This is a genomic window from Flavihumibacter rivuli, assembly GCF_018595685.2.
Taxonomy (GTDB): domain Bacteria; phylum Bacteroidota; class Bacteroidia; order Chitinophagales; family Chitinophagaceae; genus Flavihumibacter; species Flavihumibacter rivuli.
This window is the reverse complement of sequence record NZ_CP092334.1, coordinates 2,323,804-2,338,365: the sequence shown is the minus strand read 5'-3', so window position 1 is coordinate 2,338,365 and position 14,562 is coordinate 2,323,804. Positions and strand designations below refer to the sequence as shown.

General features: G+C 49.0%; 10 protein-coding genes. 9 read left to right on the top strand and 1 reads right to left on the bottom strand.

Translation table 11 applies throughout. The features are described 5' to 3' along the window. Nucleotides 1-242 precede the first annotated feature (242 nt). The 4 genes from KJS94_RS10270 (at nucleotide 243) to KJS94_RS10255 (ending at nucleotide 7,234) form a co-directional block, all read left to right on the top strand. Nucleotides 243-3,629, top strand: a complete 3,387-nt coding sequence (locus KJS94_RS10270; RefSeq protein ID WP_214447321.1) for a vitamin B12-dependent ribonucleotide reductase — start codon at nucleotides 243-245, stop codon at nucleotides 3,627-3,629. 444 nt (nucleotides 3,630-4,073) lie between these two features. After that, a complete protein-coding gene (locus KJS94_RS10265; RefSeq protein ID WP_214447322.1) occupies nucleotides 4,074-5,423 on the top strand; it encodes an alkaline phosphatase D family protein in 1,350 nt (449 codons plus the stop codon). A gap of 79 nt (nucleotides 5,424-5,502) precedes the next feature. After that, complete coding sequence (locus KJS94_RS10260) at nucleotides 5,503-5,982, top strand: YcxB family protein (protein ID WP_214447323.1); 480 nt, start codon at nucleotides 5,503-5,505, stop codon at nucleotides 5,980-5,982. 181 nt (nucleotides 5,983-6,163) lie between these two features. Continuing rightward, nucleotides 6,164-7,234, top strand: coding sequence for a fatty acid desaturase family protein (locus KJS94_RS10255; RefSeq protein ID WP_214447324.1), 1,071 nt, complete (start codon nucleotides 6,164-6,166; stop codon nucleotides 7,232-7,234). Nucleotides 7,235-7,351: 117 nt separating this feature from the next. On the opposite strand, the gene gldB is transcribed toward KJS94_RS10255, so the two are convergent. Further along, the gene (gldB, locus tag KJS94_RS10250) at nucleotides 7,352-8,368 is read right to left on the bottom strand and encodes a gliding motility lipoprotein GldB (RefSeq protein ID WP_214447325.1); all 1,017 of its coding nucleotides are present in this window, start codon (nucleotides 8,366-8,368) and stop codon (nucleotides 7,352-7,354) included. A 144-nt stretch (nucleotides 8,369-8,512) separates the two neighbouring features. Between gldB and KJS94_RS10245 the strand changes: the two genes are divergently transcribed. The 5 genes from KJS94_RS10245 to KJS94_RS10225 all read left to right on the top strand — a co-directional run bounded on the left by KJS94_RS10245 (nucleotide 8,513) and on the right by KJS94_RS10225 (nucleotide 14,554). After that, entirely contained in the window at nucleotides 8,513-10,222 is a 1,710-nt protein-coding gene (locus KJS94_RS10245) for an NAD+ synthase (protein ID WP_214447326.1), read from the top strand. A 493-nt stretch (nucleotides 10,223-10,715) separates the two neighbouring features. Further along, nucleotides 10,716-11,717 (top strand): AAA family ATPase, encoded by a 1,002-nt coding sequence (locus KJS94_RS10240; RefSeq protein ID WP_214447327.1) that lies wholly within the window; start codon nucleotides 10,716-10,718, stop codon nucleotides 11,715-11,717. A 32-nt stretch (nucleotides 11,718-11,749) separates the two neighbouring features. Then, nucleotides 11,750-12,619 (top strand): DUF58 domain-containing protein, encoded by an 870-nt coding sequence (locus tag KJS94_RS10235; protein WP_214447328.1) that lies wholly within the window; start codon nucleotides 11,750-11,752, stop codon nucleotides 12,617-12,619. A gap of 1 nt (nucleotide 12,620) precedes the next feature. Continuing rightward, entirely contained in the window at nucleotides 12,621-13,547 is a 927-nt protein-coding gene (locus KJS94_RS10230; protein ID WP_214447329.1) for a BatD family protein, read from the top strand. Next, nucleotides 13,544-14,554, top strand: a complete 1,011-nt coding sequence (locus tag KJS94_RS10225; protein WP_214447330.1) for a vWA domain-containing protein — start codon at nucleotides 13,544-13,546, stop codon at nucleotides 14,552-14,554. Before KJS94_RS10230 ends, KJS94_RS10225 begins: the two co-directional genes overlap by 4 nt. Nucleotides 14,555-14,562: the final 8 nt, after the last annotated feature.

Below are 14,562 nucleotides of genomic sequence, written 5' to 3'. Positions count from 1 at the left end.
TAAGGAAAGTGGGTAACGTATTTTTAACAAATTTTTGCCGAATTGACCAAAAAAATAATTTACACGGTGTGGATTTTTCATGAAAATCAGCCCCACAAAGGAACCCCGTTTTTTCCACGGGGATTATCCACAGGTGTTGATATTTACGGTTAACACCGTAAGGACCTTGGGACTATTTTCGTCCTGTTACACGGATTTGGATTTACTATTTCCTTAACCCACCTTTCAAAAAGATATATTGTATGGCCAATAAAAAAACAGCACCAAAAGGGCTGCAGTTCAGCCGTCGCTTCACCAAAGAAGGCGTTGACGTTTTCGACCTGTTCGAATACGATTATCGTACCTCAGTAATCAGGAACCCTAGTGGGGAGAAAGTGTTTGAGATGAATAATGTGGAGGTTCCGAAAGGTTGGAGCCAGATCGCAACGGATATCCTTGCCCAGAAGTATTTCCGTAAGGCAGGGGTTCCCCAGCCGGATGGCAGCCTGGGTCGCGAAACTTCGGCCAAGCAGGTAGCCCATCGTATGGCCAACTGCTGGAGGGTGTGGGGTGAGCGTTACGGTTATTTCGCTTCCGAAGAGGATGCCCAGGTATTCTACGAGGAGCTGGTATATTCTATTCTCAACCAGGGCTGTGTTCCCAACAGTCCGCAGTGGTTCAATACCGGTCTGTACGAAAGCTATGGCATCAAGGGTAAGCCCCAGGGCCACTATTTCGTTGACCCCAATGATGGCCAGCTGAAAAAATCAACTTCCGCTTATGAGCGCCCCCAGCCCCACGCCTGCTTCATCCTGAGCGTGGAAGATGACCTTGTGAATGATGGTGGTATCATGGACCTTTGGGTTCGTGAAGCCAGGATCTTCAAATATGGTTCCGGTGTGGGTACCAACTTCTCCAATATCCGTGGTGAAGGGGAGAAGCTGAGTGGTGGTGGAACCTCATCCGGTTTGATGAGCTTCCTTAAGATCGGTGACCGTGCTGCCGGTGCCATCAAGAGTGGTGGTACTACCCGTCGTGCTGCCAAGATGGTTTGTCTTGACCTTGACCATCCCGAGATCGTGGATTTCATCGACTGGAAGGTGGAAGAAGAGAAGAAGGTGGGTGCCCTGATCGCCGCTGGTTATGCCAGCGACTATGAAGGGGAAGCTTACCGCACCGTGAGTGGCCAGAACTCCAATAACTCTGTTCGTATCCCCAACAGCTTCTTCGAGAAACTGGAAGCCGGTGAGGATTGGGAACTGAAAGCCCGTACTGACGGAAGGGTAATGAAGAAAGTACCTTCCCGTGAGTTGTGGAATAAGATCGCCTATGCCGCATGGCGCTGCGCTGATCCCGGTACCCAGTACGACACTACCATCAATGAATGGCATACTTGTCCGGAAGGTGGACCTATCAGGGCTTCCAACCCTTGCTCCGAGTACATGTTCCTGGACAATACCGCATGTAACCTGGCATCTGCTAACCTCATGAAGTTCTACGATGCGGATACCAATGTATTTGATGTGGAAGGCTATGCTTATACCTGCCGGCTCTGGACTGTAGTATTGGAGATCTCCGTACTGATGGCCCAGTTCCCATCAAAGGAAGTTGCCCAGTTGTCTTATGACTACAGGACCCTCGGCCTGGGTTATGCGAACCTGGGTACCATGCTGATGGTAAGCGGTATTCCTTATGATAGTGAAGAAGCCCGCGGAATCGCCGGTGCCATCACTGCTATCATGACTGGTGTCGCCTACAAGACCTCCGCGGAACTTGCCCAGATACTCGGACCTTTCGCGAAGTATGAAGAGAACAAACAGCACATGCTGCGTGTAATGCGCAACCACCGTGCTGCCGCATATGATGCCAACGAGGCTTACGAAGGCCTGAGCATCAAACCCCAGGGAATCCAGGCAAAGTATTGTCCTGAAAACCTGCTGAAGGCTGCCACCAAGGCCTGGGATGAAGCTGTCCAGCTGGGTGAAAAATATGGTTACCGCAACGCCCAAACCACTGTAATTGCGCCTACCGGTACCATCGGCCTGGTTATGGACTGCGATACCACAGGTGTAGAGCCGGACTTCGCCCTGGTGAAGTTCAAGAAACTGAGTGGTGGTGGTTATTTCAAGATCATCAACCAGTCCGTACCTGTTGCCCTGAGGAACCTGGGCTACAGCGAAAAAGAAATTGACGCTATCATTAAATATGCGGTAGGTGCTGCAAGCTTCTCCGGTGCTCCTTTCATCAACCACCAGACACTGAGTGAGAAAGGATTCATTGCCGAAGAGATCAAGAAGCTGGATGAAGCAGTGAAGGCTGCCTTCGAGATCGGTTTCGTATTCAACCGCTTCACACTGGGTGATGCCTGTCTTGAAAGGCTTGGTTTCACCGCTGACCAGTATTCCGATTGGAACTTCAACCTGCTCGAAGCCCTTGGTTTCACCGATGAGCAGATCGATGCTGCAAACGACTACGTATGCGGTACCATGACCGTGGAAGGTGCACCTTACCTGAAGCCTGAGCACCTGTCTGTATTTGACTGTGCCAACAAATGTGGTAAGAAAGGTGAGCGCTATATCCATGCCCATGGCCATATCAGGATGATGGGAGCTGTACAGCCATTCATCAGTGGTGCTATTTCCAAGACCATCAACCTGCCTAACGAAGCACAGGTGGAAGAGATCGCTGATTGCTATATGCTGAGCTGGAAGCTAGGCCTGAAGGCAAACGCACTCTACCGTGATGGTTCCAAACTGAGCCAGCCCCTGAGCAACAAGAGCGACAAGAAGAAAAAGACCGAAGAAGCAGCAGCAGAAGAAGTTGTAGAAACTGCAGCCCCTGCTTCAGAATCGAACATGATCGACCTCGGTAAGCTGACCATTGAAGAGCTGCTGGAGGAAGTGCAGAAACGTGTACAGGCATCACCTGATACCAAACTAAAGCGCCAGCTGGCACGTATCGTGGAGAGAAGGACACTTCCTGCCAAGCGCCGTGGTTATACCCAGAAGGCCAAGATCAATGGACAGGCCCTCTTCGTTCGCACCGGTGAATACGGTGATGGTACCCTCGGTGAGATCTTCATCGATATGGCAAAAGAAGGTGCAACCATGAGGAGCATGCTGAACTGCTTCGCTATCGCGGTGTCCATCGGCCTGCAGTATGGTGTGCCCCTGGAAGAGTTCGTGGAGAAGTTCGTCTTCACCAGGTTCGAGCCCGCGGGTATGGTTGACCACCCAAATATCAAGAGCACTACCTCCATTGTAGACTTCATCTTCCGTTCACTGGCCTATGAATACCTGGATCGTTCCGACCTGGTACATGTGCTGGACAAGCCGGAAGTCATGAATACAGGTGATGATGACTGGGATGAACAGCCTTCTGCCATGGAGTATGAAAAAAAAACACCTGAGCTGAGTGATGTGCGCATCGTAGCTTCTTCACAACCCTCAAAGCCAACCGAAAGCGGCAAATCAGTAAAGGCTGCTTCTGGTGTAAAGGTGGAAAGCGGTGGTGGCCTGGATGCCCTGAATGCAGCAAACAAGTCCATGCAAAGTGACGCACCGGCCTGTAATGTTTGTGGTCACCTGACCATTCGCAGCGGTACCTGCTACAAGTGCCTGAACTGCGGTAACAGCCTGGGTTGCAGCTAAAAAGTGTTTCAACAATTCAGATATAAGGTCCATCCCAAAAGGGGTGGACCTTTTTGTTTAACAGGATTCCTTACCCCCTTATTTAATTATATCAGGCTGGTATTCAGTTGATTATAGATGTAGCTTGAAAAAATCTCCGCTTTGGCATACCATTGGTAGTATCCTTGTCGTTTATAATTTTTTACACCCAAAATCCTGATCTATGCAAAAACTATTGGTGATCCTGCTCCTGGCCTCCATGTTTGCCTCTTGCAAGGCGGTTACACCTGCGGAAGCTTCATCCAGGCATTACAAGAGCTGCAGACCCATTCGTTAAGGTGATTAGGTAATGAATTGACAGGCCCCCCTTCCACAAGAAGGGGGTTTTTATTTACTATTGCTTTACATGAACAGTAGGGCCCTGATGCTTGGTTTTACTTAGATTGCAGCCTCAATTTTGGTAAAATGAAAAAATGGTTGATTGGATTAGCCCTGGTGTGCTCGGTTACCACCGTTGATGCACAAGGAAAAAAAGGAATAGTAGCCGGCCCCATGATGGGACAGGTAGAATTAAGGACTGCTAAGATCTGGCTGGAAGCCGGTGAAGATGCCAAAACAGTTGCGGTCAAATATTGGAAGAAAGGCAATCCGGCTTCGGCCAATACAAGGAGCTTCAGCTTTGATGCGATGGCGGAGTTCAAACCCATGCAGGTAGAGATCGGTGGCCTGGATTTCAATACCACCTACGAGTATACCATCCTGTACAACAACAAGGACCTCAAACAGGGCGGTGAGTTTACCACCAAGGACCTTTGGCAGTGGCGCAAACCCGCCCCTGACTTCAGTTTCCTTACCGGCAGTTGTAACTATGTGAATGAACCTCCATTCGATCGTCCGGGTAAGCCCTATGGTGGCGACTCTTCCATTTTTGCTACCATGGCAAAAGATAAAGCAGCTTTCATGTTATGGCTGGGCGATAACTGGTATACCCGTGAAGTGGATTATGCCAGTGAGTGGGGAATGTGGTACAGGGCCAGTCACGACAGGAGCGCCCCGATCATGCAATCCCTGTTAAAGGCCATGCCGCAATTTGCTATCTGGGATGACCATGATTACGGCCCGAATGATATGGGTACTACTTTTCACCTGAGGGAAACAGCCAGGGAGGTATTCAAGCAATATTGGGCCAACCCAAGCTACGGGTATGATGGCAAAGGCATCTATACCAAGTTCTCTTACAGTGATGTGGATTTCTTCCTGCTGGACGACAGGACATGGCGCAGTGAGGACAGGATGCCTTCTAACATATATGGTCAACCGAATCCGGAGAAGCGCATGTTGGGCGTTGAGCAAATGAATTGGCTGAAACAGTCCCTGTTATACAGCAACGCTACCTTTAAGGTGATCGTGGTAGGTAGCCAGGTGCTGAACCCGGTTTCCCCTTTTGATAAACTGGCCAACTTCCCGGTGGAGTACAATGAATTGATGGGATTCCTGGAAGACCAGAAGGTTAACGGTGTAATGTTCCTCACTGGCGATCGTCACCATAGCGAAGTGATAAAGGTGGACAGGACCAATAATTATCCCCTTTATGATATCACGGTTTCGCCCCTTACGTCCGGTACCCATAAATTCGGGGGACCTGAGAAGGATAATCCCTATAGGGTTTTCGGCCTGGACCAGAAGCAGAATTATGGCCGGATCTCGGTTAGTGGTGCCAGGGGGGAAAGGAAATTTACTGTTGCCTTTGTTGGGGTAGGGGGTGAGGCCCTGGGCGAATGGTCGGTTTCTGAAAAAGAACTTAAATCCAGGTAATCCATTTCCGGAACATTTCCAATATTTTTATGGTCCCTCATTCAGGCCCTGTGGCCTGGTTGAGGGACCTTCTTAATTTATGACAGTCAGCATTTCATACGACAAGAAGCAGGTGGTTCAGGCACTGCGGTACCATTTCTTTACAAGGCCGGAGATCAGGATCCTCGTAATCCTGATCAATGTGTTTACCATTGCAGCTGCCATTCTGTTGTACTTCAAGAAGATCCAGCCTGTTTCTTTCCTGTTTTTCTCCACCTTGTGGATGGCCCTGATGCTGGTGATCTGGAGGCTGCTCCCGAACAGCGTGTACAAGCGTTCGCACACTTTCCAGGACCATTTCGATATCTCATTCGGCAACGATGCTATTGTCCTTTCCAATGAAAGGGGCAGCCAGTCCTGGCCATGGCAGCGGTTCAGCAAGTTTATTGAGACCCCTTATTTCTTCCATCTTTACTTTGACAGCAGGTCATTTTTCCTGGTGCCCAAAGATTCCTTCAACAGTATTACAGACCAGCAGGAGATACGCGAAATGCTGAAAAGAAGGATCAGCGTGCACTGACGCCCCTGTTTTGTTGAATATCCTGCAACTGTAACCATTGCAAAAACAAATCAATTTTTGATTTAACGTTTTCTATCCATTATTTTAGGGTACATTGCGGGATACCTACTCCTGTTCCAAATTCGGAATTAAACTATTGCGCTGTCCGGGCAATGTATTTTCATTCTGGTTTAAAATATTTATGGCTAAAGTTACTTTCAACAACAAGAACAAAGCGTTCTTCAATGCCCTGAAAACAAGGGTCGATGCGTATTTCCAGGAAAACAAGATCAAGCGTACGGGTAATTTCGAACTCTACGCAAAAACAGCAGTGCTCATTCCGGGTGCCGTGCTGATCTATGTAAGTCTGTTGTTTTTTCCGATTCCTGCTGCAGTGAAGCTCCTCATGAGTGGTGTGCTGGGTGCGATCCTGGCCAGTATCGGCTTCAATGTGATGCACGATGCCTGTCACGGCAGCTATTCAAGTAAGAAATGGGTGAATGATGTGTTGGGGTTGACCCTTAATGCCCTTGGTGGCAATGCATTCATCTGGAAATTCAAGCACAATATCATTCACCATACCTATACCAATGTGGATGGACTGGATGACGATATTGCCAAAAGCCCGTTGATGCGACAGTGCAGGACACAGAAATGGGTGCCTGCCCACAGGTATCAGCATATCTATGTAGTGCTGGTCTATGCGATCTCTTCCTTTGCCTGGGTGGCGATGATGGACTTTAACAAGTATTTCAAAGCAAGGGTCAACAATACACCGCTACAGAAAATGACCTTCAGTGACCACCTTGTCTTTTGGGTAAGCAAGGTGTTGTATGTTATCTTCTATGTAGCCATACCGGTGTATTTCCTTGGCTGGGGTCCATGGGCGATCGGGTTTACTGTGATGCACCTGGTAATGGGACTCACGCTGGCGTTGGTTTTCCAGCTGGCCCACGTGGTGGAGCATGCAGAGTTTGAATTTGCAGGGGCTGATCCTGTGCAGATCGAGAATGAATGGGCTATCCACCAGGTGAAGACCACGGCTAATTTTGCACCGCGCAATAAGTTTATCAACTGGTTTGTTGGTGGCTTGAATTACCAGATCGAACACCACCTGTTCCCGCGCATCAGTCACGTGCATTATCCTGCACTGAGTGAGATCGTCCAGGATACCTGTAAGCAGTTCAATCTTACCTATAATACCTTTCCTACCATGACAGCGGCAGTGGCTTCGCATTTCAGGATGATGAAGCAGTTGGGCCAGGAGGAATAGGCTGGAACAGCTAATGATATAATTGGGATAACCCCATGCATAAAAAATCCGGATCCATGATCCGGATTTTTTATTTCATTATTTGGTGATGCGCATAACTATAAATGTTAGGCCTTCCTACCTGGGTTTATATTTCGCTTTTTCGATGATCTCCCTTGCCGGCATTTTCATCAACTGCTCCGGAGTGGTTTCGGGGAATTTATTGATATAGGCCCTTACCACCTGGCGGCCGATCCATTGCCCGATATTACCAGGGGATGCCGGTGGAAAGCCCTGGGTGGAAGGTGCATCACCAATATACATCTGGATGATGCCAGGGTCGGTATTGTACATCAGGTCATTTTGCAGGAGCAGACCCCAGATGACCCCTTCGTTCTGGGTACACCATTCCAGTTGCGCCTGGGTATAACCGGTCTTGAGACTGTCGGCCACGTCGGGTAAAAGCTGGTCCAGCACCCACCAGTATTTTCCCTTTTCGGTCATCTGTTCAATGAGGGGAAGGCTGGCACTGTTATCCGGATACATATCCTCCAAAACCGCCTTCATGCAATTGGGGACTATATAGGTTTTCTCAAACCGCCTGGAAATGTAGAGTGGGAACAGCTCCTGGCCCTGGGTGGATGTATAGAAGGGGAAGTCCTTCCCGGCATAGAGCTGCAGGCCTATGGCCAGTGCATCTTTGGTAATGGCAACCCCTGGCGCATCAAAGGGGCCGATATAGCTGATGACCTGTGGAATAGTATAGTTAGGGAAGTAGTACTTCACCAGCTGGAAGGCATCTTTTAGTTCATTTTCCAGCTTACCCATATCCTTGAAGGTGGGTTCCAGTTCCTTGTAAACAGGGTAGTAAGACGTGAAGAACATGCGGTTGGCAACCGGTAATACCTGGTTAGAATCACTGATGGGGCCGGCTCCCAGGATATTCATGGTGAAGTCATTGCTAAAGCCGGGGAATTGTTTTTGCAGCTGCTTCATGCCGGCGGCAAGATTATTGGAATCGAGCTGGAAATAGGCCTGGTCGAAGCGTTGGATCCTTGTTTCTACCTTAATGCCCGAAACATTGGGGCGCTTGCTTCCATTATTACAAGCCCAAAGCAATACGAGGCTTGCCAATAAACTGCTGATTCTTTTCATGCGCAAAAAACGTTTGTTCGGCTGATTTGTTGTGTTTTTGGGCGTGCGCCAATGGCGTACATTCGTGCAATATTAGGGGTTGCTGCAATGATTTTACCCATCAGCTGGTAATTTTGCCCTTCCCTTACCAGAAAACAGGAATCGATGAAAATAGCACTGGCACAACAGAACTACCATATTGGCAATTTTGCCCTGAACACGGAAAAGATCATTGGTGCAATTGAACAGGCAAAGGCGGCGGGTGCCGACCTGGTAGTGTTTTCCGAATTGTCGGTATGTGGTTATCCTCCCCGGGATTTCCTGGAGTTCGACGATTTTCTTGATGAATGCTATGCAGCCATTGACAGGATCAGGGCACATGCGGATTCCATTGGTGTGATCGTGGGTGGGCCGCAGCGCAACCCCGTGAAGGAAGGGAAGGACCTTTTCAATGCAGCCTGGTTCCTGTATGAAGGCGAAGTGAAGGCCGTGGTGCAGAAGACCTGCCTGCCCACCTATGATGTGTTTGACGAGTACCGCTATTTTGAACCCGCCTACGAATGGCAGGTGATTCCCTTCAAAGGCAAGCGGATTGCCCTTACCATTTGCGAGGATATCTGGGCGCTTAGTGAGAATCCACTTTATCGCATCCACCCGATGGACAAGCTGATGCCGCAGCAACCCGACCTGATGATCAATATTTCAGCTTCCCCCTTCGATTATGATCATGATGAGGACAGGAAGGAAGTGATCAGGGCGAATGTGGTGAAATATGGACTGCCCATGTTCTATTGTAATTGTGTGGGCTCGCAAACCGAGATCGTCTTCGACGGTGGCTCGGTGGTATATGACGATGGCGGCAACCTGGTTGCCGAACTGGGTTATTTTGAAGAGGATTTTTCGGTTGTGGATCTCAGTGACCTGAAAGGAAAGGCAGCCGCTGCCATTTCGCCCCAAAAGACCATGGATAAAGAGATGCGGGTGTCGAGGGTGAGCGATCCCAACCAGATCATCAATTTCCTGGTCAATGAAAACAATATTGCCCAGATCTACCAGGCACTGGTCCTTGGTATCCGCGATTATTTTGCCAAGATGGGCTTCACCAAGGCCATCCTGGGCAGCAGTGGTGGTATTGACAGCGCAGTGACCCTGGCCATTGCCTGCGATGCATTGGGGAAGGATAATGTAAGGGCCATCCTGATGCCTTCACAATTTTCAACCGATCATTCTGTCAGCGATGCGGAACAGTTGAGCCGCAACCTTGGCAATCCATATGATATCATCCCGATCAAGCCTGTATTTGACGCCTTCCTGGATTCATTAAAGCCGGTATTCGGTGACTTACCCTTTAGTGTAGCCGAAGAAAATATCCAGAGCAGGACAAGGGGAAACCTTGTCATGGCTATCGCCAATAAGTTCGGCTATATCCTCCTGAATACGTCCAATAAAAGCGAACTGGCAACGGGCTATGGCACCCTTTATGGCGATATGGCCGGGGGCCTGAGTGTGCTGGGTGATGTCTATAAAATGCAGGTCTATGCATTGGCCCGTCATATCAACAGGGAGAAGGAGATCATCCCCGTGAATATCATTACCAAGGCACCATCAGCAGAGTTGAGGCCGGGCCAGAAGGATAGTGACAGCCTGCCAGAGTATGATTTGCTGGATAAGGTCTTGTTCCAGTACATAGAACGCAGGCAGGGACCAAAGGAATTGATAGGCATGGGCATTGACGAAGCCCTGGTGAGAAGGGTACTGAAACTGGTGAATACCAATGAATACAAGAGGAACCAGTTCTGTCCCATTATCCGCGTAAGCAGCAAGGCATTTGGTGTTGGGCGCAGGATGCCGATCGTTGGTAAGTACCTGAGCTGATGACAAGGTAAAGAAGGATAACGCCGCTTTCAGATCCCTTCCTTTTGAAAGGCAGGAAGCCTGGTTTCCAGTCATGCTAAAAAATAGAGCCCCCGCATAGACATGCAGGGGCTTGTTTATGAAATCAGCAGATAAAAACTGTTATTCCCTTATTTGAATCTTATATACTGTAAACAGGTTGGGCTGTTGCATCAGCAACGGCTATAGAAGGCATTTTCAATTCCAATTCAGTGAGCGATCGGGATAGATCCATCCCGGTGAAAACCTGGGATTCCTTAGTGAGGAAGTTATCAGGGCAAGTATATGTCGGTGCCATTGAAAGCAGATGGGGTATCTGGCTTCGCATCATAGAGTTGGATTTACCTGTATAAAACTGCCGTTTGGTGTTTTTTATTGTGTAAGCCTAAAAAAATCATTTTCTTAACGCCGTTCAACATATTGGCAGAGGAATTGCTATTGTAGAGTACGTATTTTGCATAAATAAATATCTTATATGTTGCCCACTTCGGAAGATATCCGCCAGTTGAATGAAAAGATCCAATACCAGGGCGAATTCATAGATCGCCTGAGGGATGAAGTTGGAAGGGTCATTGTTGGCCAGCATTACATGCTGGACCGCCTTCTTATTGGTTTGCTCAGTAATGGGCACGTTTTGCTGGAAGGTGTTCCGGGACTGGCTAAAACACTTACCATTAAGAGCCTGGCCCAGGCAGTTCATGCAAAGTTCAGCAGGATACAATTCACGCCAGACCTACTGCCGGCAGACGTGATCGGTACCATGATCTATAACCAGCAGAAGAACGAGTTCGTGGTGCGCAAGGGACCCATCTTCGCCAATTTCGTATTGGCCGATGAGATCAACCGTGCCCCCGCGAAAGTGCAGAGTGCGTTGCTGGAGGCCATGCAGGAAAGGCAGGTAACCATTGGCGATAGTACCTACAAGTTGGACGAGCCCTTCCTGGTTTTGGCCACGCAGAACCCGCTGGAGCAGGAGGGTACCTACCCGCTTCCCGAAGCACAGGTGGACCGCTTCATCATGAAAGTGATGGTGGGCTATCCGACAAAGGAAGAAGAGCAGCTCATTATCCGGCAGAATGTACAGGGACTGAAGGTCGACCAGGTGCAGCAGGTAGTAACCATCCAGGACCTGGTTCAGGCCAGGGACCTGACCCGCCAGGTATATATGGACGAGAAAGTAGAGAACTATATCCTTGATATCGTATTCGCAACCAGGAAGCCGACCGAATATGGCCTCTCGAAGTTGCAGCCACTGATTGCCTATGGTGGTTCCCCAAGGGCGAGCATTAACCTGGCCCTTGCGGCAAAAGCCCACGCCTTCCTTTCCAAGCGGGGATTTGTTATACCTGAAGATGTGAAGGCTATTGCAAAGGATGTACTCCGCCATCGTATCGGGCTTACCTACGAGGCAGAGGCAGAGAATGTGAATGTGGAACAGGTTATTGAAGATATCCTGAAAGCCATACAGGTGCCCTGATCCGGGTTGATAATGGAAACCAAGACCCCAAAATGTTGACCACCGCCGAAATATTAAAGAAGGTAAAGGAGCTCGAGATCAAGAGCAAGAAGCTTACCCGACACCTGTTCACGGGTGAGTACCATAGTGCCTTCAAGGGTAAGGGAATGTCGTTTAAGGAAGTACGTGAGTACCACGCCGGGGATGATATCCGCTTCATTGACTGGAATGTATCGGCGAGGTTCAATCACCCGTTCAGCAAATTGTTTGAAGAGGAGCGTGAGCTAACCATGATGCTGCTGGTGGATATCAGTGCGAGTTCCTTATTTGGTACGGTGCATGCGCGCAAGAAGGACCTGGTGACCGAGATCGGTGCGGTTTTGGGATTCTCTGCCATCAGCAATAATGATAAGGTTGGCGCGATCTTATTCTCCGAAGGGATAGAGGAATACATCCCGCCGAAGAAAGGCCGTGACCATGGCCTTTTCATTGTTCGTGAATTGCTGACCAAAGAAGGTAAAAAGAAGGGAACCAACCTCAGTAATGCCCTGCGTTACCTCAACAATACCACCCGCCAGAAAAGCATCGTCTTTGTGCTGAGTGATTTTCTTGACCCCGGTTTCCCGGATGCCTTAAGGGTTGCTGGCAAGAAACATGATGTGATAGGCATTAAAGTATATGATCCCATGGACATGCAGCTGCCGGATGCAGGGCTCCTGCAGGTGGAAGATGCGGAAACCGGAAAACAAATGGTGATCGATAGTTCTGATTATATTGTCCGGAAGGAATACCAGGATGCATTTTTCAACCATACAGAATGGTGTAAGCAGGTATTCCTGAAAGCCGGTTGTGACCTCTTGCACATTTCCACCAAAGAGGATTATGTGAAAGTATTGCAGAAATTTTTTATCGGGAGAAGCTAGCATGGTACAAAGCAAGAAAAGGATATATGCAGGATGGCTGCTGCTGATGCTGGCAATTGGCCTTAACACCTTTGCCCAGCAAATGGGGGTGAAGGCGGACATCAACCGCAATAAGATATTGATTGGCGAACAGGTCATCCTTCAGTTGCAGGCCGAAGTGCCTGCCGGTGCAGAAGTGCGCTGGTTTCCCGTTGACAGTTTCCCCCATTTCGATATCATTGATGCTGGCAAGATCGATACCCTTTCAATGGGACAATCTACCAGCTTCAAACAGTTGATTACCCTTACCTCTTTTGATTCCGGTACGCAGGTGATCCCCCGGCTCCCGATCATTGTCAATAACAACAGGTATCTCAGCGATTCCCTCCAGGTGGAGGTTGGTTTTTCCCCTGTACCAGCTGAGCAGCCCTATCATGATATTAAGGACATTATTGAGGTACAGGAAGTAGAACCCCTTTACCTCAACTATATTTTGGTGGTAGCTACCATCCTGGCCATCCTTGCCCTGGTGTACCTTTTGCGCAAGCGAAAGAAAAAGCCGGCTGGGGCTGTGGATCAGCAGGTAAGGAGATTGTCGGCATTTGAAAGGGCCATGGAATCACTCGGACTGTTAAAGACAATGGTAAGTGGTGCTGGTGGCAAGGAAAAGGAATATTATGTGGGATTGAATGATACCCTGAGGAGCTACCTGATGGATAAAGGTTTGTTGTCGAGCCCTGATAGCACCAATGAACAATTGGTGGTGAAGTTGCGCGGGCAGTTGGATAAGGATGGAGTTTACCGGCTGGCACAAACACTTCGGTTAGCCGATGCCGTTAAGTTCGCGAAATTCATACCAACGTCTCCGGAGCACGAAGAAGCTTATGCAGTGATCGAGAAGACCATCCGTTTTATTGAAGAAACCAGTCAAAGAAAGCCTGAAGCATGATCACCCGTTACCTGGATAGTGTTGAATTTGCATGGCCATGGGTACTATGGTTATTGCTGCTCCTGCCATTGCTGGCATGGTGGTATTTCAGGAAGCAACCTGGCAGGCAAGGTGCTGTTCTTATCTCTTCAACAGATTCATTAAGGGGTAACCGCAAAGGATGGAAGGCAAGAATGATCCATCTTCCTTTTGTCCTCAGGCTACTGTCACTGGCCTGCCTGATCACTGCGCTTGCCCGTCCCCAGACCCGCTTTGATGAAGAGCAGGTGAGTGGTGAAGGAGTGGACATCATGATCTGCATAGATGTGAGTGGAAGTATGCTGGCCCAGGACTTTACGCCCAACCGCCTGGAGGCAGCCAAGCAGGTGGCTGCTTCGTTTGTGGATACCCGTAAGACTGACCGGATGGGTGTGGTGATCTTTTCCGGTGAGAGTTTCACCCTTTGTCCCCTTACCACTGATAAGGCTGTATTAAAGACCCAGATATTCAGTATCGAAAGTGGCTTACTGGAAGATGGTACGGCCATTGGTTCAGGACTGGCTACCAGTACCGACAGGCTTAGGAACAGCAATTCCAGGAGCAAGGTGGTTATCCTGCTGACGGATGGGGAGAATAATGGAGGGCAGATCCCACCTGTCACCGCCAAGGAGATCGCCAAGAAATTGGGTATAAAAGTTTATACCATCGGTGTAGGTACCGAAGGCTATGCGCCTATCCCGGTGCAGGCAGCAGATGGCAGCATCGTGATGCAGCGGGAGAAGGTGAACATTGATGAAAAACTGCTCACCAATATCGCGAATGAAACAGGTGGAAAATATTTCAGGGCCAAAGACAATGAAGGGTTGGAAAATATCTATGCCGAGATCGACAGGTTGGAGAAATCGGTTTTCGAAGTAGCCGCGCTTCGACGTTATACAGAGCGCTTCCATCCCCTGGCCATTGCTGCACTGGCCTTTCTCTTCCTGGAATGGCTGTTGCGATTTACTGTTCTGCGCAGGTTCCCGTAAGCATTTAA

Coding starts and splice junctions, on each gene's coding strand:
- KJS94_RS10270 (WP_214447321.1), top strand. CDS start 243: ATGGCCAATAAAAAAACAGCACCAAAAGGGCTGCAGTTCAGCCGTCGC.
- KJS94_RS10225 (WP_214447330.1), top strand. CDS start 13,544: ATGATCACCCGTTACCTGGATAGTGTTGAATTTGCATGGCCATGGGTA.
- KJS94_RS10235 (WP_214447328.1), top strand. CDS start 11,750: ATGTTGACCACCGCCGAAATATTAAAGAAGGTAAAGGAGCTCGAGATC.
- KJS94_RS10245 (WP_214447326.1), top strand. CDS start 8,513: ATGAAAATAGCACTGGCACAACAGAACTACCATATTGGCAATTTTGCC.
- KJS94_RS10240 (WP_214447327.1), top strand. CDS start 10,716: ATGTTGCCCACTTCGGAAGATATCCGCCAGTTGAATGAAAAGATCCAA.
- KJS94_RS10265 (WP_214447322.1), top strand. CDS start 4,074: ATGAAAAAATGGTTGATTGGATTAGCCCTGGTGTGCTCGGTTACCACC.
- KJS94_RS10255 (WP_214447324.1), top strand. CDS start 6,164: ATGGCTAAAGTTACTTTCAACAACAAGAACAAAGCGTTCTTCAATGCC.
- gldB (WP_214447325.1), bottom strand. CDS start 8,368: ATGAAAAGAATCAGCAGTTTATTGGCAAGCCTCGTATTGCTTTGGGCT.
- KJS94_RS10260 (WP_214447323.1), top strand. CDS start 5,503: ATGACAGTCAGCATTTCATACGACAAGAAGCAGGTGGTTCAGGCACTG.
- KJS94_RS10230 (WP_214447329.1), top strand. CDS start 12,621: ATGGTACAAAGCAAGAAAAGGATATATGCAGGATGGCTGCTGCTGATG.